Genomic DNA, 24,524 nt, shown 5'->3' with positions numbered 1-24,524 from the left:
TCTTTTTCGTCCACAGATTTACTACAGTTTTGCTATTCATCTTTATCCACCTAATTCAAATAACCAATGAGTAAAAAATTTGTACTTGCCGTTGGCCTGGCCCTTTCTTCCTTGGCCGGTCAATCCCTTTACGCCCAACAATACAGCTTTGATAAAAAGATTTCCCTGCCCGGCGACGCCGGCTATGACTATATGGCCATCGACGAGGTGAATAACCACCTGTTCGTCTCCCATGGGAATTCCTTCAATGTAGTCGACCTGGCTACCGAACAACCCATCGCCACTATCGACGGGATGCAAGGTGTGCACGGCATCGCCATCGTAAATGAGGTGAACAAAGGCTTCATCAGCGACGGAAAGGCCAATGCCGTAGTGGTCATAGACCTCAAAACCTTCAAGATCATCAAAACTATCGCGCTTCCTTCTACCGACGAAGACGCCATCATCTATGACCCGTATTCGAAAAAGGTCTTTGTCTTCAACGGCGACAGCAAGAATACCTGCGTCATCGATATCAACACCCTGGAATTGGTAAAGACTATCGACCTGGGCGGCGGTCCCGAATTCGCCGTGTCCGACGGGCATGGACTGGTATATGATAATATCGAAGACCTCAACAGCCTCAAGGTCATCGACACCAAGACGATGACTGTAAAAGCAACCTATCCGCTTTCTCCCTGCGGCGGCCCTACCGGCCTCGGATTCGACCCCGAACACCACCGGCTGTTCACCGGCTGCCGGAAGAACAAAGGACTCAGCGTCGTCGACACAAAAGACGGTAAGGTCATCACCACGCTGCCCATCGGCGCCGGCGTCGATGCCGTCGTCTATGATGCTGCCGACAAACTGATCTTCTGCTCCAATGGCGATGCCACTACGACCATCATCAAGCAGGAGTCTGCCGACAACTACTCCGTCATCCAGACCCTGGCGACCCAACCCCGCGCCAAGACCATGGCCTTCGATAAAAAGACAAAGAAGATATACCTCAGTGCGCCCCAGTTCGAGCCCGGCACCCGGAAGATCGTCCCCGGAACTTTCGCCGTATACGTGTATAAGCCATAATAAATAAATGAAGCCGTCTCCAAATGAATGGAGACGGCTTCTAATACCATTCAGTGGTCAGCGCGTTAGAACCCGGTAATCTTTATTGGAGTGATTTCTTAACCTTGCGGACAAAGTATGCGGAAACGTTAACTAAACCGGCAATTTCTGCAGTAGTATGTTTAGTATTGAGCAATAGGTATCTGACGAACTCTTTCGCAAACTTTTCTTTCCCTTTTTCCAGGCCTCTTTCTATGCCAATTTCCATACCATCCTTCTGTCCTCTTAGGTAGAGAAAGTCGTTTTCTTTGTTTTTCAGCATGTATTCGCCAACACTATCCATAATTGCCAGATTTTCTGATTTAAAATTACGCAAATTTGCCAATATCCGCAACTGCCGAATATGCCGCAGCTTTGAAAAGTCTCCTGGAGAAGTGGCAATAATCTCTTTTACAATGATTTCCACCACATGTCCGGCATTTCTGTCCCCGAAATCCGCCAGAATAGCCAGCATTTTTTCCGCAGGATTCTCAGCAGAAAGCAACAATCGATAATCGACGGCCGAAAGGGTTATGAGCTCGTATTTGAAGTGCATACGCTCTGAAAGGATGTGATCTTTCATCTGAGGGGAATATTTCCCTAAATAAATTACATATTGGCGCACCGGAAGTTTATAGCGTCGGGACAACATGATATAGTATTCGGCCATCCGCAGCGGCATTTCCGGTTCGTCGATTACCTGGAATTCGATGTGGAGTACAAATGTTTCTCCATTCGAGTCAGTTACCTTTTTTAACACATCCGGTTTACGCTCTTTGGTATGCTGGACATCATCCGGCAATTCTTCCGTGAATACGGAATAAATACCCAAGAGCTTTTTTATCAAACCGGGCAATACTACTTCCATATTCTCACGCAAGACCTTATCATATTGATGGACTTGCCTGCCGTCGGATTCCGGTTGTGGTCCGGCACGGGCTTTAGTCGGGGCTGCTTTTGTCATAGGTGAAGATTATTTGTATATTTTTTGGATGGCATAGCTCCCAGGCAAAAAAAATACGGACTACCTTAATAGATAGTCCGTATGATACCGAGGTTATGAGCCCCCAAATTATCCCACCTCACCGGTGGCTCTATAGTTAGTTACTATTTTAAGAAGTAAAGATAAGAGATAATTCATTTCACAGGACCTAGAACGTCGCCCCAAAAGAGACATAAAAACTCCTGCGCAGCGCCGGGATGATCCCCGGCCCGGGATATTCCGTCGTCCGTTTGGTAAAGTACGCCCGGTCAGTCAGGTTGTTGACCCCGCCCTTGAGATGATATTGCGCACTCAACTTCACTGTCGCTGCCCAATCCAGCACCGTATAATCAGGGATGATTCCCGCCGACGGGTCCGTGCTTGACACCACATTGCTCGCATCCCCATAACTCTTAGCCGTATAGCTTACCAGAAAGGTGGTGGAGAACACCGGCCGCGAGTAAGTGATACCTGCCCGGTCGATGATCTTCGGCGCATATTCCACGGCGTTGCCCTTATAGACGCCGCTGGTATATTTCGCATCGATGTAGGCCAGCGAATTGAAAACGCTCAGATTACCCCGCCGGTGACCAGCCCCGGGTTGGGTAGGCCGAAACTCGATATAAGCCTCCACACCCTTGTTGATGCTGTTGGCGATATTGGTCTGAAAGATATAGGGCACCCCGTTGCCATCGGTCAATTGCACCGCCCCGATGCGGTTGTTATAGGCAAGCCAAAAACCATCTATGTCGAAATTCAGGTACTTGCCAACCGTTCCCCGCCAGCCCAGGTCGGCATTGTATCCGCTGGCATCCTTCATGTTGGGGTCCACCCGGGCCGTACTGCCCAGCTTCGTCAGCTGGTCATAGGTCACCGGGCTGTACGCCTGGGAGATATTCCCGTATAGGTTTGTTGTACAGCTTGTCTTGTACTGGACACCCACCCCAAACAGCCCAAAGCTTCTGCTCTTGCTGTTGTCGGAATTCACGTCTCCGCCGTCGGTGATGTATCCCTTTGCCGTACTGCGGAGATACTCGAATCGTACCCCCGGAGTGATCGACAGCCTGTGCGTGATGCGAAAGACATTCTCTACAAAGGGCGCAATATTGGTGGTGTGGAAGGCGAGATCATATCCATAATGCGGGTCGAGCAGGGAAAGATTAAAGTCGCTGCCCGTCGTGCCAAGACCTCCGCCCTGGCGGATAAACCTGCCGGCAAACACCCGCACACCCGCCGCAAGGGAATTCGACATCCCCCACAGGTCGTACCGTGTCAGCAGGCGGACTTCTGTGGTCAGGCTGTTCATCTTCTCCCGTTGAACTTCCCGGTTTGAATACTGCAGGGTTGTCGCATCGACAGTATCCAGCGTCTCCGGCCCCCCATCCTCATTTCTCCACACCAGGCTCCGCGAGCTAAATAAATAAGACGAAGTGACGTAAAGAGTCGTGCGCCCGGACAAGGCATATTCCGCCTTTGCCGCAACGATGTTCCAGGGACTCGTCAGCCAGTTCCTGGCCCGGTAGGAGGTATCGGGGTTCTGTGCAAATTGGGCATCATCGAATCCCCCCGGCATATGGATGCGGTTGCGGAATAGGGTATATTCCACACCTATGCGCAGCCTGTCACTGGCCTGGTAGGAAACTTTTCCAAACCCGCTCACCTGCCGGTAGTCCGAGTTGAGCCGCCGTCCCTGCGAAGCCTGGTATTGCAGGAAGCCAAAGTAATTCCATTTGCCCAGCTGCCCGCCGGCGGCATGGTAAGAGTTGAAGAAGCCATAACTTCCGCCGGTCTGTTCCATGCTGTACTCGAAAGGCCTGTCCTTCGGCCCGTCTTTTAAGATATAATTGATCACCCCGCCGAATTGTGGTCCCCACTGCAGCGAAGATTCGCCCCGCGTCACTTCGATCCTGTTCACCGCCTCCAGCGGCGGCAGATAATACGACTCGGAATAACCATAGATATCCGCCGTGACGTTGTAGCCATTCTGCCGGGTATTCGTCTCCACCGATTGAGAAGGGTTAAGCCCCCTGAAGCTGATGCCATTGGAAGGGAACCCGCTGCCCGCCGTCTCCGAATAATTGGCCCCCGGGATACGGCCCAGCACTTGCCGCGGGTTATTCTGGGCCGTATTCGCATCCAGGCTGTCGAGGAGGAGAACCTCCGTCTTTTTCCCGGAATAGATATTGCCGTTGTGTATCTCGTCCAGCCGTCCCATCCCGCTGATCGTCCGGACGCCGTTGACGATCACCTTATCCAACACTTTTACGCTATCCCGCTGTGCAAAGACAGGTGCAACAGCAGTCAAAAAAAAGCCGATCGAAAGAATGATTCTCATAGTCAATATGTTAGCATTTGTGCCAGCTGCAAAACTGCGGCTAATATTGCCCCTGCCATTGCCGCATCGGGAAAATCGATTTATGTTTTTGGGAAATTCTACAGAATATATTTAGAATCAGCCATTAATATTGCCAATTAAACTCCTGCAAATTGGCCTTCGCAAAACACCTTTTTCTCTTACTCTTCACCGCGCTAACCCTCACCGCCTTCGGCCAAAACACCGGAAAGATCACCGGCGCCATCACCAATGCAACCAGTAAGGCCCCTATCGAATACGCCACTGTCTCCCTGCTGGATGCAGCAGGAAAAACCCTGCGCGAAACCATCACCGACAAAAAAGGGAACTTCACTTTTTCGAGCATCGCTCCGGGCCGCTATCGGGTAAAAGCGGAATTCGTCGGCTTTGGCGCACTCACGCGTGATTATGCTGTTCCGGCCACCGGGAAGGGGGATGCGCTTAGCATCGCGCTTACACCCGTCTCCAGCGATCTAAGGGAGGTTACCGTCATCGGGGCCCGCCCCCTGGTGGAGAATCATCTCGACAAAATAGTGTACAACGCCGCAAACGACCTTACTTCACAAAGCGGTGTAGCCCTCGACGTGCTGAAGAAGGTGCCATCCGTTTCAGTGGACATCGACGGAAATGTGGAATTGGAAGGCAATTCGAACATCCGCTTTCTCATCAACGGGAAACCCAGCACTATTTTCGGGGCCAGCGTCACCGACGCTCTCCAATCCATCCCCGCCAGCCAGATAAAGAGCATAGAAGCGATTGCTGCCCCGGGCGCGAAATACGACGGATCGGGCACCGGAGGTATCATCAACATCATTTTGAAAGATAGCCGGGTGCAGGGCATCAATGGCGCCATCAACGCTTCGGCCGGCACAAGACTGGAAAACGGCTCCTTCAACCTCAACGTGCGAAAGAACAACTTTGGCATCAACGCCTTCTTCAGCGGCAACGAACAACTCAATACCACGACGCTCAATACCCTCGATCGCCAGTCCTTCAACAGCACAAAGGATACGCTTACCTTTCTTCATCAGGACGGAAGCACCGACTTTAACCGCAGCGGATACCAAACCGGCATCAGTGCGCAATGGGATATCACGGCAAAAGACAAGCTCACCGCGGGGTTCAACTGGAACCATTTCGGCAACCACAGTAGTGGTGTTACCAACCAGCAGCAGGATGTGCAGGACGGTAGCGGGGCCCTCTTGTCCGCTATCCCGAGCATCCGCAATGCCGGAAGCGCCGTTCACGCCAACACCGGTGACTGGAGCCTTGATTATAAAAAGGACTTTAAAAAGAAAGGCCAGGATCTGGACATCCTTGTCACCACCAGCGTAGGCAACAATTTTAACGACTATTATCAACAGCAAAACTACCCGGGTGGCGGCATCCCCAATTCGGGTTCGAAAGGCAGCAGTCCCGGGACGGACAAAGAGACCGACATCTCCGCAGACTATCGCCAGCCGGTAGGTAAGGACATCACTGTGGAGACCGGTCTGAAGACCGTCCTCGAGACCCTCACCAACACCGTCACAACAGACACCCTGCTCCCCGACGGGTCATACGGCCCGGACGCCGGTCAGACCTATGCTTTTGCTTACAAGCGGCAGGTCTATGCCGGATATTTTTCCGGAGATGGCACGCTCTTTCATCATTTCCTGGATGTTCAGGCAGGCATGCGATATGAGTATACCCACACTCAGGCGGATTTCAAAGGCGCCGCCATCCCCTCTTATGGAACGCTGTTCCCATCCCTGACGGTTTCGCACAACCTGGACGAAACCCAGTCGATAAAAGTGAGATATAGTTACCGCATCGAACGGCCGGATTATGGCGACCTGAATCCCTTCTATAATATTTCTGACCCGCATAATATCACCACCGGTAATCCCGCTCTCCGGCCGGAGCAGGGTCATCGGTTTGAATTGGGCTACAATAAGAACTTTGGTGGTGGTACTAATTTGTACGTAGCGGCCCTTTATGTATACAATACCGACGACATCCAGTCCCTGGGTACCTGGTATGATACGCTGAAAATTGATGGCGTCTCCTATAGCAATGTCACGCTTACCCAGCGGTATAATATCGGCTGGCAACGCAACGTGGGGAGCAATATCTTTGGTTCGGTGGCTATCACGCCGGCGATCTCGCTGCGAAGCAATATGCAGCTCGGCTTTCGCACAAATTCCAGCCCCGGCCTGGGCACGGTCAGCGGCTTCTACTTCCGTGGCAACCTCAATGCAAGCGCTAAGATCGGGAAGGATTGGATGGCCGAACTGTTTGGCAACTACAGCTCCCGTCAAAAGACGATCAACGGCACCCGGCCGGTATTCGCCTTCTATACGCTCGCAATCCGCAAGGAATTTTTGCACCGTAAAGCCAGCCTCGGCTTCACCGCTACCAACCCCTTCAACAAATACATCGATCAAAAAGCCACGTTGTATGGCAGCAATTTCACCCAGACAACTATCAGGGAAGTGCCCTATCGATCATTTGGCATAACGCTGAGCTATAAATTCGGGAAACTCGAATTCAAAGCGAAAGAGCGGGAAAACGATAACGAGCCCACTCAGATAGAGTAGAAAAACAGGCCGCTCATGAAATTGAACAATAAGACGATACGGAATTATTTGGTCTATTCTTCGGGCATCTTCCTGTTGACTATCCCCGTTTTCTACTTTGTCCTGCGTTCGGTGTTGCTCGATGCGGTAGACAAGTCGTTGCGGTCGCAGTTTCACGAGATCAGGGAAAAGGTGGGGGATATCCACTCCGAGGACGAACTCTCCGCCTGGTCGCGGCTGGACAAGGACATCCGGCTACTGCCCGCGGATCAGGATGCACCCGATGAGATATATACGATCGATCGGTATAATAAAAGACACCACGAATCCGAACCCTACCGGGAAATGGCCGGCGGCATCACCGTCGACGGGAAGAAGTACAAGCTCATCATCAGCAGCAGTCTCATCGAGAACGAAGACCTGCTGGGCAGCATCCTGATCCTCCAGATCACGGTATTGCTGGTGCTCATTGGCGGTATGATGTGGATCAACCAGAAAATGTCAAGACGGCTATGGCAGCCTTTTTATGTGGCGCTGAGGAATATGCAGCAATTCGAGCTCAACAAACAGGTAGACCGCCCTTTTCAGCAGAGTTCGACCGATGAGTTTGACCAGCTCAATAAGGCCATCGCCCATCTCTTCAGCAGAAGCTACCAGGTATTCCTGCAACAAAAGGAATTCACCGAGAATGCCGCCCATGAGATGCAGACACCGCTCGCTATCTTTCAAAGCAAGCTCGAGCTCCTGATGCAAACATCCCCGCTTCACCAGGAACAGGCGCAATTGATCAACGCGCTCGATACCACCAACCGGCGGCTGATAAAGCTGAATAAATCCCTCCTGTTACTCACCAAGATCGAAAATCACCAGTATAAGACCACCGACCAGGTGAATATTTTATCCCTGTGTGAAAAGCTCATCGATCAGATGGGCATTCTCGCCGAGTCCAGGGAGATCACCATTCGGACGGACTATAACGCCAACTTCATGGTCGATGTCAATGGAGTGCTGATCGACATCCTCATCGGCAACCTGCTTTCCAATGCCATCCGGCATAATGTGGACAAGGGGGAGATTGTCATCGCCACGGAGAAGAATGCGCTCACCATCAGCAATACGGGAGGCGATACCCCTCTTCAGCCGGATAAGATTTTCCATCGGTTTCATAAGCAGGCCCGGCTCCCGGGCAATGAGGACAGCACCGGCCTTGGGCTCGCCATCGTAAAGAACATTTGTACACTCTACCATTATACCATCGATTATTCCTTCGGCAACGGATTTCACTCTTTCCGCATCGGTTTTGATGGCCGGTCGGCCGCAATCCCACCTTCCTACAGAATCCAGGCGTAGCATTGGGATAAGAAAAACACCAATTATGAACAGATTATTTATCCCGGGCCTCGTCGCCCTTTGCCTGTCCTCCGCTCCGGCTATCGCACAAAAGGTAAAATCTGCGGATGTCCCTGCCGCAGTGAAGAGCGCACTGATGAAAAAATATCCCGCTGCGACACACATCATCTGGGAAAAAGAGAAAGGAAATTTCGAAGCCAACTGGGGTGGCCGCTCAAATGAGGACAACTCTGTCGCCTTCACCCCCGATGGCACGTTTGTCGAACAGGTCGTTGCTATCCCGGTGGGCAGCCTGCCACCCGCAGTCGCTGCTTATGTAAAACAGCATTATCCCGGCGCTAAGATCACCGAAGCCGGTAAGGTCACCGATGCCGCCGGCAAGACCAGCTATGAAGCCGAGGTCAAAGGGAAAGATCTCGTGTTCGACACCGACGGCAATTTCCTGAAGGTCGACTAACGCCGCGGATCGCCGGATCAGCGGCAGCACCATCCCGCCGCTCCATCCCGCCGCTCCATCCCGCCGCCCCACAAGCCCGGGCCTGCACCCGCCATTGCAGGCCCTTTTTTCTTTGCCTAAAAGCCTTATCTTGCGGCATGCGTCAACTATTCCTTTTCCTTTTGGCAACTACCGGTCTCGCATCTACTGGCTACACCCAGGTCCAGGTCAGTCAGGAACCTCGACATCACAACGTATTCGAAAATGCCTACGTCCGCGTACTCGACGTCCATGTACCCCCGCATGATACCACCCTCATGCACAAACACTCTATCCCCTCGGTCTTCTTCATCCTCAGCAAGACAAGATCCGGCTCTGAAACTCTCATCGAGCCCGCCAAACCCTCCTTCGCCGATGGCAACATCTGGTTCGAAGGATTCTATGAAAAACCCCGCGTCCACCGCGTCTGGAACGAGGACACCGTGGATTTCCACGCCATGGACATCGAACTGCTGCATACTCCGGCCCCGGCCCCCGGCATTCCTGATAACCTGCCCTTCTCCAAACAACTCTTCGACGAAAAATCCGTCCGCGCTTTCCGCATGACCCTGCCGGCAGGTCAGCACCAACGCCTTGACCCGGTGCAGGCGCCCGTCCTCGTTATCGGTCTTTCCGGCCCCTCCGCCACCGGCGCAGTCAACGACCACCCCTTCACAAAAAAAGGTGACTATCTCTTCCTCCCCGCGGGCACCCCCCTTGCCATTGCCAACAACAGCGCAACGACCGAACAACAATTTGCCCTGCTCTACCTGAAATAATAATGAAAATATATTCATTATTCCCTATCTTTGCTCCATGCGCCTCAAAGACGAGCAAAAGATCGACCTTTTCTTCGCGAGCACCCTTACCCTCGTAGGTCAGGTCGGCCTCGTCGGGTTGACCATGCCCCTCATTGCAAAACAATCCGGCGTCGCTATCGGCACCCTCTACATCTATTTTAAGAACAAGGACGACCTTATCCATGCCCTTTACAAAGAAGTAAAAAAACGTTTTGGCGCAACTATTTTCATCGGCTTCAGCCCTGAGCTCCCCGTCGAAGAAGGTTTTCGGGTCATCTGGGAGAACAGCCTCCGTTATACTGTCTCCAACTTTCCAGAGCAATTGTTCCTGCAACAATTTATTGCCTCGCCCTACAAACGCGAAGACCAGGCCATGGCCGTTGCCAGGCCCGTGATGGCCCCCCTCGCCCAGCTGCTCGAACGCGGGCAAAGACAAGGACTGCTGAAGCCCGACACCGAATGCCTTATTCCAAGCCTGCTCTTTGGCTTTGTCCAACAGATTGCCGCCCATATCCATCACACTCCCGCACGCCTCACCAAAACCTTTATGGACACCTCGTTCCGGTTCCTCTGGGATGCGATCCGGGGTTGAAATTTTTTTTACACTAAAAATGAAAAAATATTCAGTTATGAAAAAGATCACGCCACATCTCTATCAGCTAAACCTCGGTTTCGTCAACGCCTTCCTCATCGAGGATATCGTACCCGGTCCTGACGCGGCGGATAGCCTCGCACCCGGCTTTACCCTCGTCGACACCGGAATGCCGGGCCACCTCCCAAAAATCTTCGCCCAACTGAAAAAGGCCGGCAAAGACCCCCGCGACATCCGCCGGATCATCGTTACCCATGCCCATACCGACCACACAGGAAGCGCCGCCGCCATCAGCAAGGCACTCGATATTCCGGTATGGGCCCATGCCGACACTGCCCGGCTCGTTGAGCAGGGACGCCCTGGCGAAGCATCCCTGCAAGTCAGCCCCGGTTTCCTCAACCGACTCATCTATCAATTGTTTATCCGTCGCGGAGGCGCCATCGATGCCTTCAACATTACCCGCCGGCTCATCGACGGGGAGATCCTTCCCATCGGCGGTCCCGGTGGAGTCAAGGTCATCTATACTCCCGGTCATGGCGCTGGTCATCTTGCCCTTCTCCTGCAGGCCGACCGTGTCCTCATTGCCGCGGATATATGCGCCAACGCCTTCAGCCTCGATTGGAGCACTGTCTACGAAGACCGCGAATTGGGTCGCCAAAGCATCCTGAAAGCTGCTGCTTTCGCTTTCGACAAAGCCGTTTTCGGTCATGGGCGCCCGCTGACAAGCGACGCGAGCGCCAGGCTCAGCGCAAAATTTGCCTCGTCCGCGTCAGCCGCGCGCTCACCTTCTCATTGATGATACCCGGGTATTCCGTCTCGAATGTCGACCGCACACTCTTATCCTTCACTTTCAGCTTCGCCGACAAATACCCGAGCTTACGCTTATTCACCTCCATCAGCTCCGACCACTCCATTACCCAGACTTCGATGTTCTTATCCTCCTTCCTGTCATAAAGAAAAGGCTGGTGGTATTTTGCCCGGCTGCTCCTCATCTTCGATTTTGCATAAGGCGTCAGCTTCGAAGAGATCAGCAGCAGCTTATAATGGATATTTTCCCTTGGCAATCCCGGATAGGATTCCACCGTAAAAGCATATTCGTCTATCTGCTGCAGCTCCTTTTTCCCGATAGCGCACTTCGGTGACTTCAGCTCCACCACCATCACCTCCCGGTCCTCATTGTCCAGTACCTTCTCATTAAAGAAGAACAGGTCGGTGATATTGTCCAGTCCCTCCACGTCGATCAGGTTCTCATCCGCCGCCGCCGGCTCATACACTAGGTACTTGTCACGCAGTTCCTTCAGGATATTCCCTATCTTCTTGTCACTCCACAGATGTTGTGTCCCGTTGTAAGCCTCCCCAAAAAGCCAAAGCTCGCTTTCGATGATCTTATGCAACTGGCTCCGTTCGCGCAGCACCTCACCGACATCCCCATAGATGAGTTCGTGCAGGAATTCGAGGAATTCCAGCTTACCCGCAACCGCACTCGCAAAAGTGATGACGTTCTCCAACTCTGTCTTCTCCAGCAACTGGTGGAATTTCTCCATATTCGCATCCGACAGCCGTACCACCTTGGTAAAGATATCCTCCACATGTCCGCTGGCCAGCGATCTGTCGATAAGCGAATAGAAAAGCCCCCGGATAGTCGAGTCCTTATCCATCAGTTTGTACTCATCCTCTACGAGATAAGCTATCTTTTGGAAAAGCAGCTCCCGTGACGCCGACATCGGTGACTCGAATGAAGAAGGGTAGGAGGGGTCCTTCTCCAGTTCGGCAATAAATTTCTCGAACCGTTTATTCTGCGCCTTGAAGAAATCATTGATCGTGTCCTTTATAAACTCCTTCAATCGTTTAATCTCTTCGTCTCCAAGTGAATCCAGATCGATGTTGCGAAAAAGGTCGGTATTGAAAAAGGTGGAGTCCAGGTAGATGAACCAGGTTCCCAGATCGGGCGTATACCAATCCGAGCTATAGGTAAAGGCATGTGCCACCGTCTTTAACCCCCCGGCATTGTCTACATAAAAAAACACCTGCACCTTGCCAAGGTCGATGCGCAGCTGATAAAAATGAAAATCGAAGGGGTGCGCCACTCCGTGAACATCGGTATAGGTCACCGCCTTTAGATGTGGCCTGTCGACCACAAAATCGGTAGGGTCCAGTTCTTTCCCATTGACGACGAATCTGATGTCCCGGTTAAATACCTGCAGCGGATATTTTTCGAACAAAGCCTGCCCGATAGCCTCCTGCCCGAACTTGTCGGCGATCTTGTTCTTCGGCAGCAGCTTTCCCTGCTTATTGTGATGAAGATGCTCGATCACCACCTTATAATAAGGGTTTACCTTCTTCTTCATCTCCTCCACGTCGAATTCCAGGTTCACCTTCGACAAGGAGGAAGAGATCGATGCCGTGTCCAGGGGAAACACCACCTGGGTATAGCATCCACGATCCGGATCATCGGCCACCGTCGTAATGGTCATCTTTTCGCCTAATTGTAGTGCCCCGAATCGACCGATCCCCTGACCGTCTTTTTTCACATCCGTGCCGATCTCCAGGATCTTCTTTTCAAAATCCGTCGCATTCACCCCCATCCCGTTGTCGATCAGCTCTATCCTGGTGAAGGGCGCCCGCGCCGCAGCCGAATTCGCATAGTCGATGGTCAGCTCGATCCTCGTCGCCTTCGCCTGGATGGAATTATTCAACAACTCGCAAAAGGCCACGAACGTGTCCTTATACTTGGTGAGCAGGTCTTTGATGATCCGGGAATTCGTCGATAGCTGCTTGCTGTATTTCATAGCCCTCTAAAATACTAATAAAATTAGTATATTTCGCATCTTCATCCCACATTTTTTAGCCCCCTAGGTCGTCTCCTTGGTGATCCATTTACCCGTGGCAGGCGCCTGATAATTGTTCATCTTCTCCAGCAAGCCTTCTATAGTGTTTGTCGAAAGCAGCATCTGTTGGTTGGTCTCCTTTAAAAAACCCCTGTCCACCATGGTCTGGGCAAGCTGGAGCAACTCATCGTAAAACCCGTTGACATTCAGCAGACCGACAGGTTTTTGGTGCAACCCCAGCTGTCCCCAGGTGAGCATCTCAAATAACTCTTCCATCGTCCCAAATCCCCCCGGCAGTGTGATCACTCCATCCGAAAGCTCATGCATCTTCGTCTTCCGCTCATGCATCGTGTCGACAACGATAAGATCGGTCAATCCTTCATGCCCGATCTCCTTTCCGCTGAGAAAACGTGGCAACACCCCGATCACCTCGCCGCCTTCCGCCAGCGCGCCGTCAGCCACCGCACCCATCAGCCCCACGCGTGCACCGCCATAAACAAGCCCTATATTCAGCCTGGCAAGCGTCACGCCGGTGAGATACGCCTGCTCTTCATATATTTTCTCGGCGCCGAGGCTCGATCCGCAAAAGACTACTATTCTTTTCATAACCCCAAAGTACGGCAAAACCCCGCACTGGCTTTTTCAGGACCATTTTTTTATTGTTATTACTCAACTTATTGATCTTCAGATACATATTTTTTGCAAAAAATCCCGGGTCCTGGTTACAACACTACGTCGGGGTAGTACTAATTCTATATAAAACACGAAATCAGGGTTTCAGTCTTCATAAGTTCACAATTGGCTTTCACATTGATCTTTTGCGACAGGTTGTTTTAAGGGTCAAGACCATCACTTGCAAGGGTAAGGATGGTCTTGTTTTTTGTCACCCGCCGCCATCTGTCCGGTTTCGATACACTTCCCGACAGGCTGAAAATAAATGGCGGCGATGATGTAACTATTTTCCGGCTCCGAAGTATCCTATATAGTAAACGGCCAACCATGAACCAATCAACTATCCTTACATTCTTCCTCTCTGCACTCATCGGCACATCTGCCACCATCGTCAAAGCCCAGAATACTACGCGGGATTCCCTGCAGGACAGCTATCATATCTACTTCCCGGCCCAGGGAAAGGAGATTCTTGCTGGCCACCTCGATGGCCATAGCTACAAATTGGTCAGTGTATATAATAAGGCGACAGATCTGTATGTCGACAACCGGCAGATTGACAAAAAGGACTGGTCAAAATACGACGCCATTGTAGAAAGGCTAAAGACAACCATCACCGATGACGAAGCCGAAGAGGCAAGAGATATGGCGCAGGCGCAGCGCGACCGCGAGCAGGCCGATCGGGATAGGGAGCAGGGCGAAAGAGATCGCGAGCAGGCCGAACACGATAGAGTACAAGGCGACCACGACCGCGAGCAAGCCGAACACGACCGTGAACAAGGGGCGCGCGACCGCGAGCAGGCCTCCCGCGACAGAGAACAGGCGCAACAAGACCGCGAGCAAGCTTCACGCGACAGAGACCAGGCCGAAGGCGATCGTGAACAAGCCGAACGCGACCGTGCACAGGCCGCCGAAGATCGCGCCATGCTAAGACAACTGATCGACTATCTCGTTGACCAAAAGATCGTTCCCAACGCACAAAGCCTCACCAGTCTCGTCCTCACCGATACCACCCTGACGGTAAATGGTACGATCCAGTCGCAGGACATCTTCAAGGCAGTAAAGGATAAATTCGGCTCCTGGGCCCGGCATGGATTATCCTATGGCTGCACCCCGGCCTCGGGAAGTTACATCCACCTGAGTCCCCGGACACAGTCTGTCTCGACGAATAACAGTGGTAACTATTCCCTCACCATCAACGATTGATCCCTCCTTATTTCAGATTGATAGTGCTAGTGTCACCTCCTGCCACCTTGATCAGGCAATCTTCAAATTTGGGCGCCGACATTTTTGGCCGGTAATTATTGCTGAAGCCGTACGGCTCTTTGGGAATATGGAATAACCCGGCGTCCAGCTGCTGGTTCTCGTTCAGGTCCTGGTAGGCGGCAATGGCATACTCCCCCGGTGCGATCGGAAAAGAGAATTCCACCGTCACACTATCGGCCTTTCGGATCTGTGCGGCGACCGGCTTTTTCAAAAAGTCATTTTTGTCGTTGAAGATCGCTACGTTGATGGTCCCCTTACCCACTTGTACATTTTGCACGATAACATGCAGGGCAGTCTGGTTTGGAGCACTGCGCCTGGCAAATAACAACAGGAAAAGGAGGGTGAACATGGCGGAAGTTTTTGTTTGATAAAGATAAAGCACCCGCAGTGATCGGTTTTGCCTTTATAGACAAAACCTTTATCTTTAGCGACATCATTCCCCTTCCTTCCACCATGCCCCGGCTACCCCTCCTTCTGATAACCGGCCTTTTATGCCTTGCCCTTTCCGGCCTGGCACAAAAGGCCGCCGAGCACCTTCCGCCACAGGGTGGTAGCGATTCTGCGATCATGGCAGAAGCCCGCGGGGCTTTCAAGCTCATCTCGCAAAGCCCCGATTCGGCCCTGAAGCTTGCCGAAAACGAGCTGGCCGTAGCCGAGCGGTCGGGCAATCGACGGCTGGCCGCCCTGGCCCATTCCACCAGGGGCTGGGCATGGCTGCACAAAGGGTTTTATGACAAGACCTTTCCCGACCTCGAACAGGCCGCGCAACTTTTTCACCTGCTGCACGACACCCTGGAAGAGATGCACGTATTGCTCAACATCGGCCTGGCTTATTCCAACCACAGCGAGTTTGCCAAAAGCGCCACCTACCTGTTCAGGGCGGATACCCTGGCGCAGCTATTGAAGGACCAATACGCCATAGGCGAGATCAACCGGCAAATGGGTATCCTCTACCGTGAGCAGGGACAGTACCAGAAAGCCATTCCCTATTTCCGGGAGAGCATCTCGATGTTCCGGGCCCTCCATGATACAATACATTTTATGGGGGCCGTCACCAGCCTTTCCGCTGTATATCTGGCCATGTCCCTGCCGGACAGCAGCCTGGTATTGTTACAGGCTGCTCTGCCCCTCGTTGAAGCGCTGTCGGGGGCCAGGTACGAGAAAGCGATGATGCAAGAACACCTGGGGGACGCGTATTACGCACTTGCCCGGTATGACAAAGCCATGGAAAGCTACGATCGGGCGTATAACTTATTTGTAGCTGGCAATGACAAAGCCGACCTGGCCTACGAGGCCATCAACCTCGGCAAGACATTCACCCGGTTGAAGGATTACAGGCAGGCAGAAAACTACCTGCTGTTGAGCTATCGCACCAATGATAGTCTTAAAATGGTGAATTACTCGCTCGATGCGGCCGAACAACTGGCTAATCTTTTCAAGGCCACCGGCGATTGGCGTAAGGCCTACCATTGGCTGGCCATCCGGGACTCGTTGCAGGATAGCCTCAACCTGACGGCGTTGAACGAAAAGACGGCGCAATTGCAGGCCCAGTACGAGGCGGACAAAAAGGAAAAGGAGATTGCCCTGTTGAAAAAGGACCAGGAGCTCAACCGCGCCATCGTTCAACGGCATGTGGTATTCCAACGCGGCGCGGTGGTAGTGGTGGTCCTGCTTGTTCTCATTGGGTTGCTGATCATCAACCGGTACAGGGTCGTTAACAAGACCAAACGCATACTCGATCTGGAAAAGATGCGCAACCGCATCGCGCGCGATCTGCACGATGACATGGGCTCCGCCCTGTCCAGCATCCACATCATAAGCAAAATGCCGCCGGCGCCCGATGGGGATGGGCAACAGGCATACCAGCGGCTGATGAAGATCCACGAGCACTCGGGTCTCATCCTGGAGAATATGAGTGACATCGTCTGGACGATCAACCCGGCAAATGACACCCTGGAGAAGATTATTTTTAAAATGCAGGAATTCGCAGCCGATATCTTCGACCCCCTCAACATCGACTATGTCTTCAACAAGGACGGCGATTTCCAAAATGTCAGGCTGGGGCTGCAGACACGCAGAGATCTTTATCTCATCTTCAAGGAAGCCGTCAACAATGCCGCCAAGTACAGCGGCTGCTCAAAGGTGGATATCACTATTGCGGCTGATAACGGTATAGTGACGGTGGACATTCGGGACAATGGCGTTGGCTTCGATCGCGACGCCATCAGGGGCGGCAATGGGCTCAGGAATATGGAAGAGCGCGCCCGCCAGATCCGGGGACAGATCAGCATTGCCAGTGCGCCGGGTGAGGGCACTACCGTGAATCTCCTGGTAAGATCACATGAATAAGGTAGGCGGTGCTTCCGGTTTTTTGGTCATATTTGTATACAAAAGCTCACCTCAACCACCTACAAACTTATGCAGACAGGCGTATTGCTATATGAGGATAATCAAACCTTAAGGGAAGGCATCTCGCAGTTGCTGGCGGATTCGGCAGATCATGTGCTGGTGGGTAGCTTTTCCAATGCCCTGCAGGTAGAAAGACAGGTAAAGGAACTGAAGCCGGACATCATCCTGATGGACATCGATATGCCCGGAGGGTTCAACGGCATCCAGGCCGTTCGGAAGGTCCGAACCTTCGATCGGGAGACACCCATCATCATGCTGACGGTGTTCGATGATCAAACGAATGTGCTTGACTCGCTCTTCGCGGGCGCTTCGGGCTACCTGTTGAAGAAACATCTTTCCGACCATCTCACGGAAGCCATACAGGAAGTATTGGCCGGTGGCGCGCCTATGAGCCCCAACGTCGCCCGCATGGTCATCGCCAGTATGCACAAATATCCCTCCACGGGCGACGACCCCTACCAGCTCACCAACCGCGAAAAAGAGATACTCATTGCACTGTCCCAGGGCACGGGCTATAAGACCATCGCTGCCAGGTTCATCATCTCCATAGACACCGTGCGCACCCACGTAAAGAACATCTATCAGAAGATGCAGGTGCATTCTCAGCTGGAGGCCGTAGCCAAGGGCCGCGACGCCGGCATTGTTTGACCGTGGCTTGCCCCGTGCGGAGTAAGGGTTTTTTTGTAGTAATTTTACTACAAAAATTCTCCAATCCCTTATGAGTAGAAAATTTTTCTTTCTATTCTATTTGCTCGCAATAAGCATCGGATGTGCCGAGGCGCAGAACGGCGGGAGCGATCCCTCCCTTCCAGACCGCAATGATTATGACATCAAACGATATAACAGCGAGAATGGATTGCCCCAAAACAGCGCTACCGGCCTGCTATTGGATAAAAATGATTTCCTATGGATAACCACCCAAAACGGTCTGGTGAGATTTGATGGCCGGCGATTCAGGATCTATGACAAATCCAATACCCCCGCCATAAGATCCAACCGGTTTTCGGTCATCGGCGAATCATCGCAAGGGGAAGTCCTTCTCGGTTCCTCCTTTGATCCGGCCGGCATCTACAAGGTGGAGCCGGATTATTCGGTAGTTACCGACACCACAAGAACTCGCATTCCCCACAAGTTTCTCCATATTAATGCAAAAGGCTTTTTCGACTGCACCCCTCTGTTCAACTATTATGCAAGTGCCGGGAAAGGCATCGATACCGCGTTTCTGAAGGACTTATGCTCATCCGAGACATTCGTGATCCTCAGCGATAACGAAATAGTTGTTCGTGACAGCGGCAACGAATGGTATTACCTGAACAATGTATCTGCGGAAGTGAGCAAATTGCCGGTTGGTTTTAAGGGTGGGGGCGACCATGTCTTCGTCCTGCACGGGATATTCTGTATTTTCTCTGATAGCGGCGGATGGTTTTTTTTTAAACACGGAAGGGAGACAGCCTTACGCGTAGATAAAGGCTTAACCGATTTGATGAAGAAGGCTCATGGACTCAATCTTATCATCGGCCCCGGGGGCGATCAGGTAATAATAAGGTATCGGAATGATATTTATCAACTAAACCTCGATAACAATTTATTGAGCACCGAACGTATCTTTCAAGATCTGAAGATACTGGATAAAATAATCGCTACTTCTTTCTTGTACGATAAAAAAAACCAGCGACTATTTATTGCAACCGTCACCACCGGGGTCATAGTCGTTACGAAAAGATTATTCAGGACTCTCGATTTTAACGCTTCCGACCCTCTTGACAACGCTTTCAAGGCCTTCCTTTTACTTCCCCAAAAAAAGATCCTTACCGCGAGCGGGATCCTGGACAGGGACAAGGAGAACAATAATCACTTATTTAAGGAAGATATGAGGCCCGATGGAAATTGTTTTTATCGGGCAGGGGATAGATCCATCTGGGTGTCCAGGGATAAGCGATTGCATTATTATGATATTGATTTTTCCAGGGGAATAGCCGTCGATAGCCTTCTGCTGGACTCTTATATCGGTTCGATAATTGAAGATAGCAGGCATGTCATCTGGATCAGCACGCTTTCTTCCCTGTTGAAAATCGCGGACGGAAAACTGCAATATGTCTTCAACCGTCATCCCCCGTTTGTCACGCATAATATTGAATCGATTGCGGCAGTATCGCCGTCACAACTATGGATAGCTTCCCGGGATGGGGTCTACACGTATGATATCGCGAAGGATAGCATCGGGGAAAAACCCATTCTGCCTCAGGTATATGCCCGAAATATTTACCGGGCAAAAGATAATAGCATCTGGGTGGCTACCTACGGGAATGGATTCTACAAGTATCAAAGGGGGAAGTTCACCGCGCTCCCGGCAGATGCGCAGAATTACCTGTCTACCGCACATACTTTTTTGGAAGATGGATCAGGTTTCTTTTGGATCACCACCAACCATGGGTTGTTCCGCATCAGGAAAAAAGACCTGGACGACTATACCATCGGCAGGGAGGATAGCTTGTATTATTACTACATCGATAAGTCATCCGGATTTAATACCAACGAGTTCAACGGCGGGTGTAATCCTGCCTCGCAGACGGACGACGAAGGCAATTTTTACTTTCCGTCCCTTGATGGTATAGTATACTTTAATCCCGGAAGGGTGCATCCCGAAATGCCCGACAAAGCAATTTTTGTGGATCATCTCTTCGTTGATTCGGTTAGGCTCGATTACACGAAGATCCATGCAATAAAGCCGGATTTCCAGCAGATAATTGTGGACATTACTACTCCATTCTATGGGCTGGAAGAAAATTTGAAGCTTGAATATACGCTTGACTCTGCCGGCGGGAAATGGTATCCTGTAAACAAGGATGGCCGCATCACGATCAACAGATTGCCTCATGGAAAATATACGCTTTCGGTCAGAAAGCATAATGGCAGCGCGGGAAATCGGTTTGCCCGCATAGCTATTGCTTTCGAGGTGCGGCCTCATTGGTATAATACCTGGGTTTTTTATGCGTTGTTGGCGTTGGTGGCGGGCAGTCTGCTATTCCTTCTGATCAGGCTAAGGATCAAGATACTCCGGCAGCAGAATTTACGGCTGCAGATGAAGGTCGATGAAAGAACTTCCGAACTGGAACAAAGTACTATCATAAAAGAGAGGCTGCTTTCTGTGATCATGCATGACATGCGTTCGCCGTTGTTCTCCCAGGCTCTTCTCATCGACCATTTGCATGCGAACCTCCATAAGCTCGGCGATCAGGAATTGAACGAACTATTTTATTTGTTAAAGGATTCCAACAACAGCATCTGCCAGTTCAGTACGGATTTTCTCGCATGGTATGATAGTCAAAAACAGGGGTTCTCGATAAAGAAGGAGAACATTGCATTGATCGATCTTATAGAAGAGACCACTGATATTTATAAAGATATCGCCTTCAGAAAGGGGTTATACTTCAATTTGGATATTCCTTCCGGATTGATGCTTGTCTCGGACAGGAATATACTTGCCATCGTTATCCGCAACCTGGTTGATAATGCCGTCAAATATACTGCCTCCGGAGGCATCGGCATCAGCGCATTCAGGAAGAATGGGCATATCCGGATACAGGTAAAAGATACCGGGCAGGGGATGACTGCTTTGAAGGTAAAGGAAATAAGAGCTATCAACGAAAAAGATACGAACACGACGGGTCAGGCTTTTGGATACCGGTTTATAATGGAACTGGTGCGAAAACTCAACGGCGAGGTGGACATTGAATCGGCGCCGGCGGGAGGCACGACGGTTGCAGTGAGTTTTACAGCTTAGAGATCTCCATTTGATACATCCTCGCCAACTCTTCAAGTTCACGTACAGTCTTTACTTTCAGCTTTTCGAATAGTCGCGTCTTATATGTTCCGACAGTAGAGGAATGGACGTTCAGAATGTTCCTGATCTCCAGCAGCGAATAACCATTCAGTAAATATTTCACCGTCTGCATCTCCCTGTCTGACAGCTTTTCAAAAGGGTTATCCCCTCCTTTTTTTGAATGACTGTCATCGCTGAGGTCCTTTCTCACCTTCCTGCTGATATAAACGTCTCCCCTTAATACGCAAGCGATCGCATTTCTTATTTCTTCGGTGCGGGATTCCTTATTCAGGTAGCCGAGAACTCCCAGTTTGATAAATCGCTTCGCATACAGCTCTTCCGAATTCATGCTATAGATCAGCACCTTGCTCAGCTCCCGGTAGGCAAACACGTTAGTGACCAGCGCGATCGAATCCGTATCGGGCATATTGATATCCAGGACGATCAATTCATAATCGTTCTTTTTCACACAAGCGATCACTGCGTCTCCATTGGAGGCCTCATCGAATACCGCTGACGGAAGAAAATCCCGGATGATCAGTTTTATGCCCGATCGTACTATTGTATGGTCGTCGGCTATCAACACCCTCTTGGTTTCCATACCTAAAATTACCAATTTGTTTAATGTATTTTTTAACATATTCATATTCAATCTCTTAAATCGTTTTAGCAAAACGAATTTGTAGATATAAAACGACAAAAAATGGAAAAATTATTTAGTTGTTTTACTCCATGAAATCGGTTAGGCGGACATATATATAGGACGACAGCATAAGATATTTACAGCATAAGATATTTATTTCCTGAAAAGCCAAATCGATCCGTACCCTATAGAACTTGTTTCAAAATTTTTTACTTTATAAAATTCTTTATTGTGAAATCCATCTATTTTGCCCATTCTTCAGCTCCGGCTCCTCAACTGCACGTAGCTGGCAAGGCAGCGCCGGCAGTCCGGTGCGCGAAAGTATCCTTACACCAACTTGTCTCCGGGTTGGTACAAAGCTTATTACCAGAGACCATAAGACGCGATAATCTTGTCCTCAACGAGATCCCCCGCGATCTTCGTGTCGAAGCCGATGAGAATATGCTGGCGTATGTACTCTGGCGCCTGATCAATGGGGCGATCCAAAGTACCCAAAATGAATGTATTCGCATAGAAGCCATCGCCACAGATGATCGCCTCATCATTAGGATAAAAGATGTTAGCACCAATTTTCGTCATATCATTTCCAGGGAATACAGGCAGGTGCTGCATGTGGCCGAAAAGCTGGGAGGGAGCATCAATATTGAAAATGGTAAGGAATATGGAATGAATGCGGCCTTCTGTATTTCAAGCAGCCCGGTGGCCGCATAAAAGCAATTTATCATGGGAAAATACAGCGTAAACCAGGAAGTATTATTGATCAGAAGCACAAGCTTTTTAAACGAAGAATTGTGCAAAAAAGATGATGCCCGCAACGACAGCTCTCTTTTTGATAACGAACGGCTGGAAGAAGCCTGTTGGAACGGCCTGCTGCAAGCGAGGCTCCCGGAGATCTTTTGGGACTTGCCAGGAAAACTCTTTCTTTGGCAGATCAAAGAAGCCACATCTTTCCTGGTACTCGACCTGGGCGAGGCTCCTGACGATATGGACAGTCATTTCTCCATTGTCCCCTATTCGTTTGTTTCTACACAAATTCATAACTGAAAGGACCTATCCTCTAAAATACCGCTTTCTTAACTTACTTAGATGACGCTGCATCATCAGCCTGAACATTCGCTCAAGTTTGGGAATGCGCGATAGCAATTCCGCCTTTTTCTCCCTTGTCAATACAAGCAGTTTTTTCCCGCAGAAAAGATCGTATTTTGCTGCTTAAAGAAGCAACGTATGCAGCAAGAAAGATATGAAATAATCACCAGGATCATTTCGGAATTGGAGAATCTTTTGCCCATCGCGCTAAAAGATCCAAAAGATGAAATGGTTTCCGGCGGCAACGTGGCACTATGTATAATAGATGAGAACGGCTTCGTTTACGGGAAAATGTTCGGCGATAATAATCCCCGGTTGAGGCAATCGTTCAAAGTCGCGTGGACCAAAGCCAGCCAGGTTTGGTTGACGGGTGAGAGAACAGGCGAATACGAGCGCCTGGTTTTTACCAATCAGATCCCCGAAAATGCCAATGGCATTGAAAACCCTGATCTCATCGGTTGGATGGGCGGGCAGCCTTTGGAGCTTAAGAATGGTTTGAAGCTCTCCGTTGGTTTTAGTGGCTTTACAGGACCGACCGATATCGATATTGTGCTGCAGGCTTGCAGGAATCTACAGTTGATATAGCGCATAAAATATAACTCCAATGACATACATCGCATCCGACCGAAGGTATAACCACATGACTTACAACCGCTGTGGCAACAGCGGGTTGATGTTGCCGGCGCTATCGCTTGGGCTATGGCACAATTTCGGCGAGTCTGACAGCTTGGAAAATGCCAGGAATATTTTACACCTGGCATTCGACGAAGGGATAACCCATTTCGACCTGGCTAATAACTATGGCCCCCCTCCCGGGTCTGCTGAAATTACTTTCGGCAAAATTTTTAAGGAAGACTTTTCAAACTACCGGGACGAACTGGTCATCTCAACAAAAGCCGGCTGGAAAATGTGGGACGGACCTTACGGGGACTGGGGTTCCAGGAAATACCTGGTAGCGAGCCTGGATCAAAGTCTGCGACGGATGGGTATTGATTATGTGGATATTTATTATCACCATCGTCCCGATCCCAATACGCCTATGGAAGAGACGATGGCCGCCCTCGATTCCATTGTGCGGCAGGGAAAAGCCTTGTATGTGGGAATTTCAAGCTATAGCGCCTCTGAAACTCAAAAGGCAGTCGATCTTCTAAAACAATTAGGTACCCCCTGTATTATCCACCAGCCAAAATATTCTATGCTCGACCGGTGGGTCGAAAACGGCTTGCTCGATGTATTGGGCAGAGAAGGTGTCGGTTGCATTGCTTTTTCGCCGCTTGCCCAGGGATTGTTGACAAATAAATATTTAAAAGGGATCCCCGCCGATTCCAGAGCCGCTTCGCACCGGGGCAATGGAGCAATAGAAGAAGATGCGATAACGGAAGAAAAGATCAAAAAAGTAGCCCGGCTGAATGACATTGCGCTACAGCGTGGTCAAAGTTTAGCCGGGATGGCATTGTCATGGGTCTTGCGTGACAAACGGGTCACATCGGTGCTCGTCGGCATCAGCAAGCCGGAGCAACTTACCGATTCCTTAAAATGCCTGTCTGCTGCCCCTTTTACTGAAGGCGAATTAAGATCGATCGAAGCGGCATTGGCCAACAATTAAC

At 50.7% G+C, this 24,524-nt stretch carries 21 protein-coding genes; 15 read left to right on the top strand and 6 right to left on the bottom strand.

What is annotated here, in order from left to right:
- Window positions 1-66: 66 nt before the first annotated feature.
- Window positions 67-1,065, top strand: coding sequence for a YncE family protein (locus IEY39_RS11035; RefSeq protein WP_188931376.1), 999 nt, complete (start codon window positions 67-69; stop codon window positions 1,063-1,065).
- A gap of 82 nt (window positions 1,066-1,147) precedes the next feature.
- On the opposite strand, the gene IEY39_RS11030 is transcribed toward IEY39_RS11035, so the two are convergent.
- Window positions 1,148-2,047: an RpnC/YadD family protein gene (locus IEY39_RS11030; RefSeq protein WP_188931374.1), complete on the bottom strand. Its 900-nt coding sequence runs from the start codon at window positions 2,045-2,047 to the stop codon at window positions 1,148-1,150.
- Between the two features lie 187 nt (window positions 2,048-2,234).
- A complete protein-coding gene (locus tag IEY39_RS11025) occupies window positions 2,235-4,400 on the bottom strand; it encodes a TonB-dependent receptor family protein (RefSeq protein ID WP_188931372.1) in 2,166 nt (721 codons plus the stop codon).
- A gap of 152 nt (window positions 4,401-4,552) precedes the next feature.
- Between IEY39_RS11025 and IEY39_RS11020 the strand changes: the two genes are divergently transcribed.
- The 6 genes from IEY39_RS11020 (at window position 4,553) to IEY39_RS10995 (ending at window position 10,989) form a co-directional block, all read left to right on the top strand.
- Window positions 4,553-6,997, top strand: coding sequence for a TonB-dependent receptor (locus IEY39_RS11020; protein ID WP_188931370.1), 2,445 nt, complete (start codon window positions 4,553-4,555; stop codon window positions 6,995-6,997).
- 15 nt (window positions 6,998-7,012) lie between these two features.
- The gene (locus tag IEY39_RS11015; protein ID WP_188931368.1) at window positions 7,013-8,326 is read left to right on the top strand and encodes a sensor histidine kinase; all 1,314 of its coding nucleotides are present in this window, start codon (window positions 7,013-7,015) and stop codon (window positions 8,324-8,326) included.
- A 25-nt stretch (window positions 8,327-8,351) separates the two neighbouring features.
- Complete coding sequence (locus tag IEY39_RS11010) at window positions 8,352-8,783, top strand: PepSY-like domain-containing protein (protein ID WP_188931366.1); 432 nt, start codon at window positions 8,352-8,354, stop codon at window positions 8,781-8,783.
- A 137-nt stretch (window positions 8,784-8,920) separates the two neighbouring features.
- Window positions 8,921-9,580 (top strand): cupin domain-containing protein, encoded by a 660-nt coding sequence (locus tag IEY39_RS11005; protein ID WP_188931364.1) that lies wholly within the window; start codon window positions 8,921-8,923, stop codon window positions 9,578-9,580.
- 37 nt (window positions 9,581-9,617) lie between these two features.
- Window positions 9,618-10,193, top strand: coding sequence for a TetR/AcrR family transcriptional regulator (locus IEY39_RS11000; protein ID WP_188931362.1), 576 nt, complete (start codon window positions 9,618-9,620; stop codon window positions 10,191-10,193).
- 37 nt (window positions 10,194-10,230) lie between these two features.
- The gene (locus IEY39_RS10995; protein ID WP_229688871.1) at window positions 10,231-10,989 is read left to right on the top strand and encodes an MBL fold metallo-hydrolase; all 759 of its coding nucleotides are present in this window, start codon (window positions 10,231-10,233) and stop codon (window positions 10,987-10,989) included.
- Here IEY39_RS10995 and IEY39_RS10990 read toward each other — a convergent pair.
- Both IEY39_RS10990 and IEY39_RS10985 read right to left on the bottom strand, forming a co-directional pair.
- Window positions 10,937-12,982 (bottom strand): ATP-binding protein, encoded by a 2,046-nt coding sequence (locus IEY39_RS10990; RefSeq protein ID WP_188931358.1) that lies wholly within the window; start codon window positions 12,980-12,982, stop codon window positions 10,937-10,939. The two genes, IEY39_RS10995 and IEY39_RS10990, sit on opposite strands and share 53 nt — an antisense overlap.
- A 63-nt stretch (window positions 12,983-13,045) precedes the next feature.
- The gene (locus IEY39_RS10985; RefSeq protein WP_188931356.1) at window positions 13,046-13,627 is read right to left on the bottom strand and encodes an LOG family protein; all 582 of its coding nucleotides are present in this window, start codon (window positions 13,625-13,627) and stop codon (window positions 13,046-13,048) included.
- A gap of 393 nt (window positions 13,628-14,020) precedes the next feature.
- Between IEY39_RS10985 and IEY39_RS10980 the strand changes: the two genes are divergently transcribed.
- On the top strand, window positions 14,021-14,896 hold the full coding sequence (locus tag IEY39_RS10980) for a hypothetical protein (RefSeq protein ID WP_188931354.1): 876 nt from the start codon (window positions 14,021-14,023) through the stop codon (window positions 14,894-14,896).
- Window positions 14,897-14,903: 7 nt separating this feature from the next.
- Here the strand turns inward: IEY39_RS10980 and IEY39_RS10975 are convergent, their stop codons facing one another.
- Window positions 14,904-15,305 (bottom strand): DUF2141 domain-containing protein, encoded by a 402-nt coding sequence (locus tag IEY39_RS10975; RefSeq protein ID WP_188931352.1) that lies wholly within the window; start codon window positions 15,303-15,305, stop codon window positions 14,904-14,906.
- 11 nt (window positions 15,306-15,316) lie between these two features.
- Here IEY39_RS10975 and IEY39_RS10970 point away from each other — a divergent pair, with 11 nt between their 5' ends.
- The 3 genes from IEY39_RS10970 to IEY39_RS10960 all read left to right on the top strand — a co-directional run bounded on the left by IEY39_RS10970 (window position 15,317) and on the right by IEY39_RS10960 (window position 21,149).
- The gene (locus tag IEY39_RS10970) at window positions 15,317-17,305 is read left to right on the top strand and encodes an ATP-binding protein (protein ID WP_188931350.1); all 1,989 of its coding nucleotides are present in this window, start codon (window positions 15,317-15,319) and stop codon (window positions 17,303-17,305) included.
- A 69-nt stretch (window positions 17,306-17,374) separates the two neighbouring features.
- Entirely contained in the window at window positions 17,375-18,013 is a 639-nt protein-coding gene (locus IEY39_RS10965; RefSeq protein ID WP_188931348.1) for a response regulator, read from the top strand.
- 70 nt (window positions 18,014-18,083) lie between these two features.
- A complete protein-coding gene (locus tag IEY39_RS10960) occupies window positions 18,084-21,149 on the top strand; it encodes a sensor histidine kinase (protein ID WP_188931346.1) in 3,066 nt (1,021 codons plus the stop codon).
- Here IEY39_RS10960 and IEY39_RS10955 read toward each other — a convergent pair.
- Complete coding sequence (locus IEY39_RS10955; protein WP_188931344.1) at window positions 21,139-21,789, bottom strand: response regulator; 651 nt, start codon at window positions 21,787-21,789, stop codon at window positions 21,139-21,141. The two genes, IEY39_RS10960 and IEY39_RS10955, sit on opposite strands and share 11 nt — an antisense overlap.
- A gap of 273 nt (window positions 21,790-22,062) precedes the next feature.
- On the opposite strand from IEY39_RS10955, the gene IEY39_RS10950 reads away from it, so the two are divergent.
- The 4 genes from IEY39_RS10950 to mgrA all read left to right on the top strand — a co-directional run bounded on the left by IEY39_RS10950 (window position 22,063) and on the right by mgrA (window position 24,523).
- Window positions 22,063-22,542, top strand: a complete 480-nt coding sequence (locus IEY39_RS10950; protein WP_188931342.1) for a histidine kinase — start codon at window positions 22,063-22,065, stop codon at window positions 22,540-22,542.
- Window positions 22,543-22,554: 12 nt separating this feature from the next.
- Window positions 22,555-22,875 carry a hypothetical protein gene (locus IEY39_RS10945; RefSeq protein ID WP_188931340.1) on the top strand — a complete coding sequence of 107 codons (321 nt, stop codon included), beginning with the start codon at window positions 22,555-22,557 and terminating at the stop codon, window positions 22,873-22,875.
- Between the two features lie 180 nt (window positions 22,876-23,055).
- Window positions 23,056-23,502, top strand: a complete 447-nt coding sequence (locus IEY39_RS10940) for a hypothetical protein (protein WP_188931338.1) — start codon at window positions 23,056-23,058, stop codon at window positions 23,500-23,502.
- Between the two features lie 19 nt (window positions 23,503-23,521).
- Complete coding sequence (gene mgrA / locus IEY39_RS10935) at window positions 23,522-24,523, top strand: L-glyceraldehyde 3-phosphate reductase (protein WP_188931336.1); 1,002 nt, start codon at window positions 23,522-23,524, stop codon at window positions 24,521-24,523.
- Window position 24,524 lies beyond the last annotated feature (1 nt).

The sequence above is a fragment of the Puia dinghuensis genome, assembly GCF_014642875.1.
GTDB lineage: Bacteria > Bacteroidota > Bacteroidia > Chitinophagales > Chitinophagaceae > Puia > Puia dinghuensis.
The sequence above is the reverse complement of the archived record's forward strand: the minus strand, read 5'-3'. Positions and strand labels throughout refer to the sequence as shown.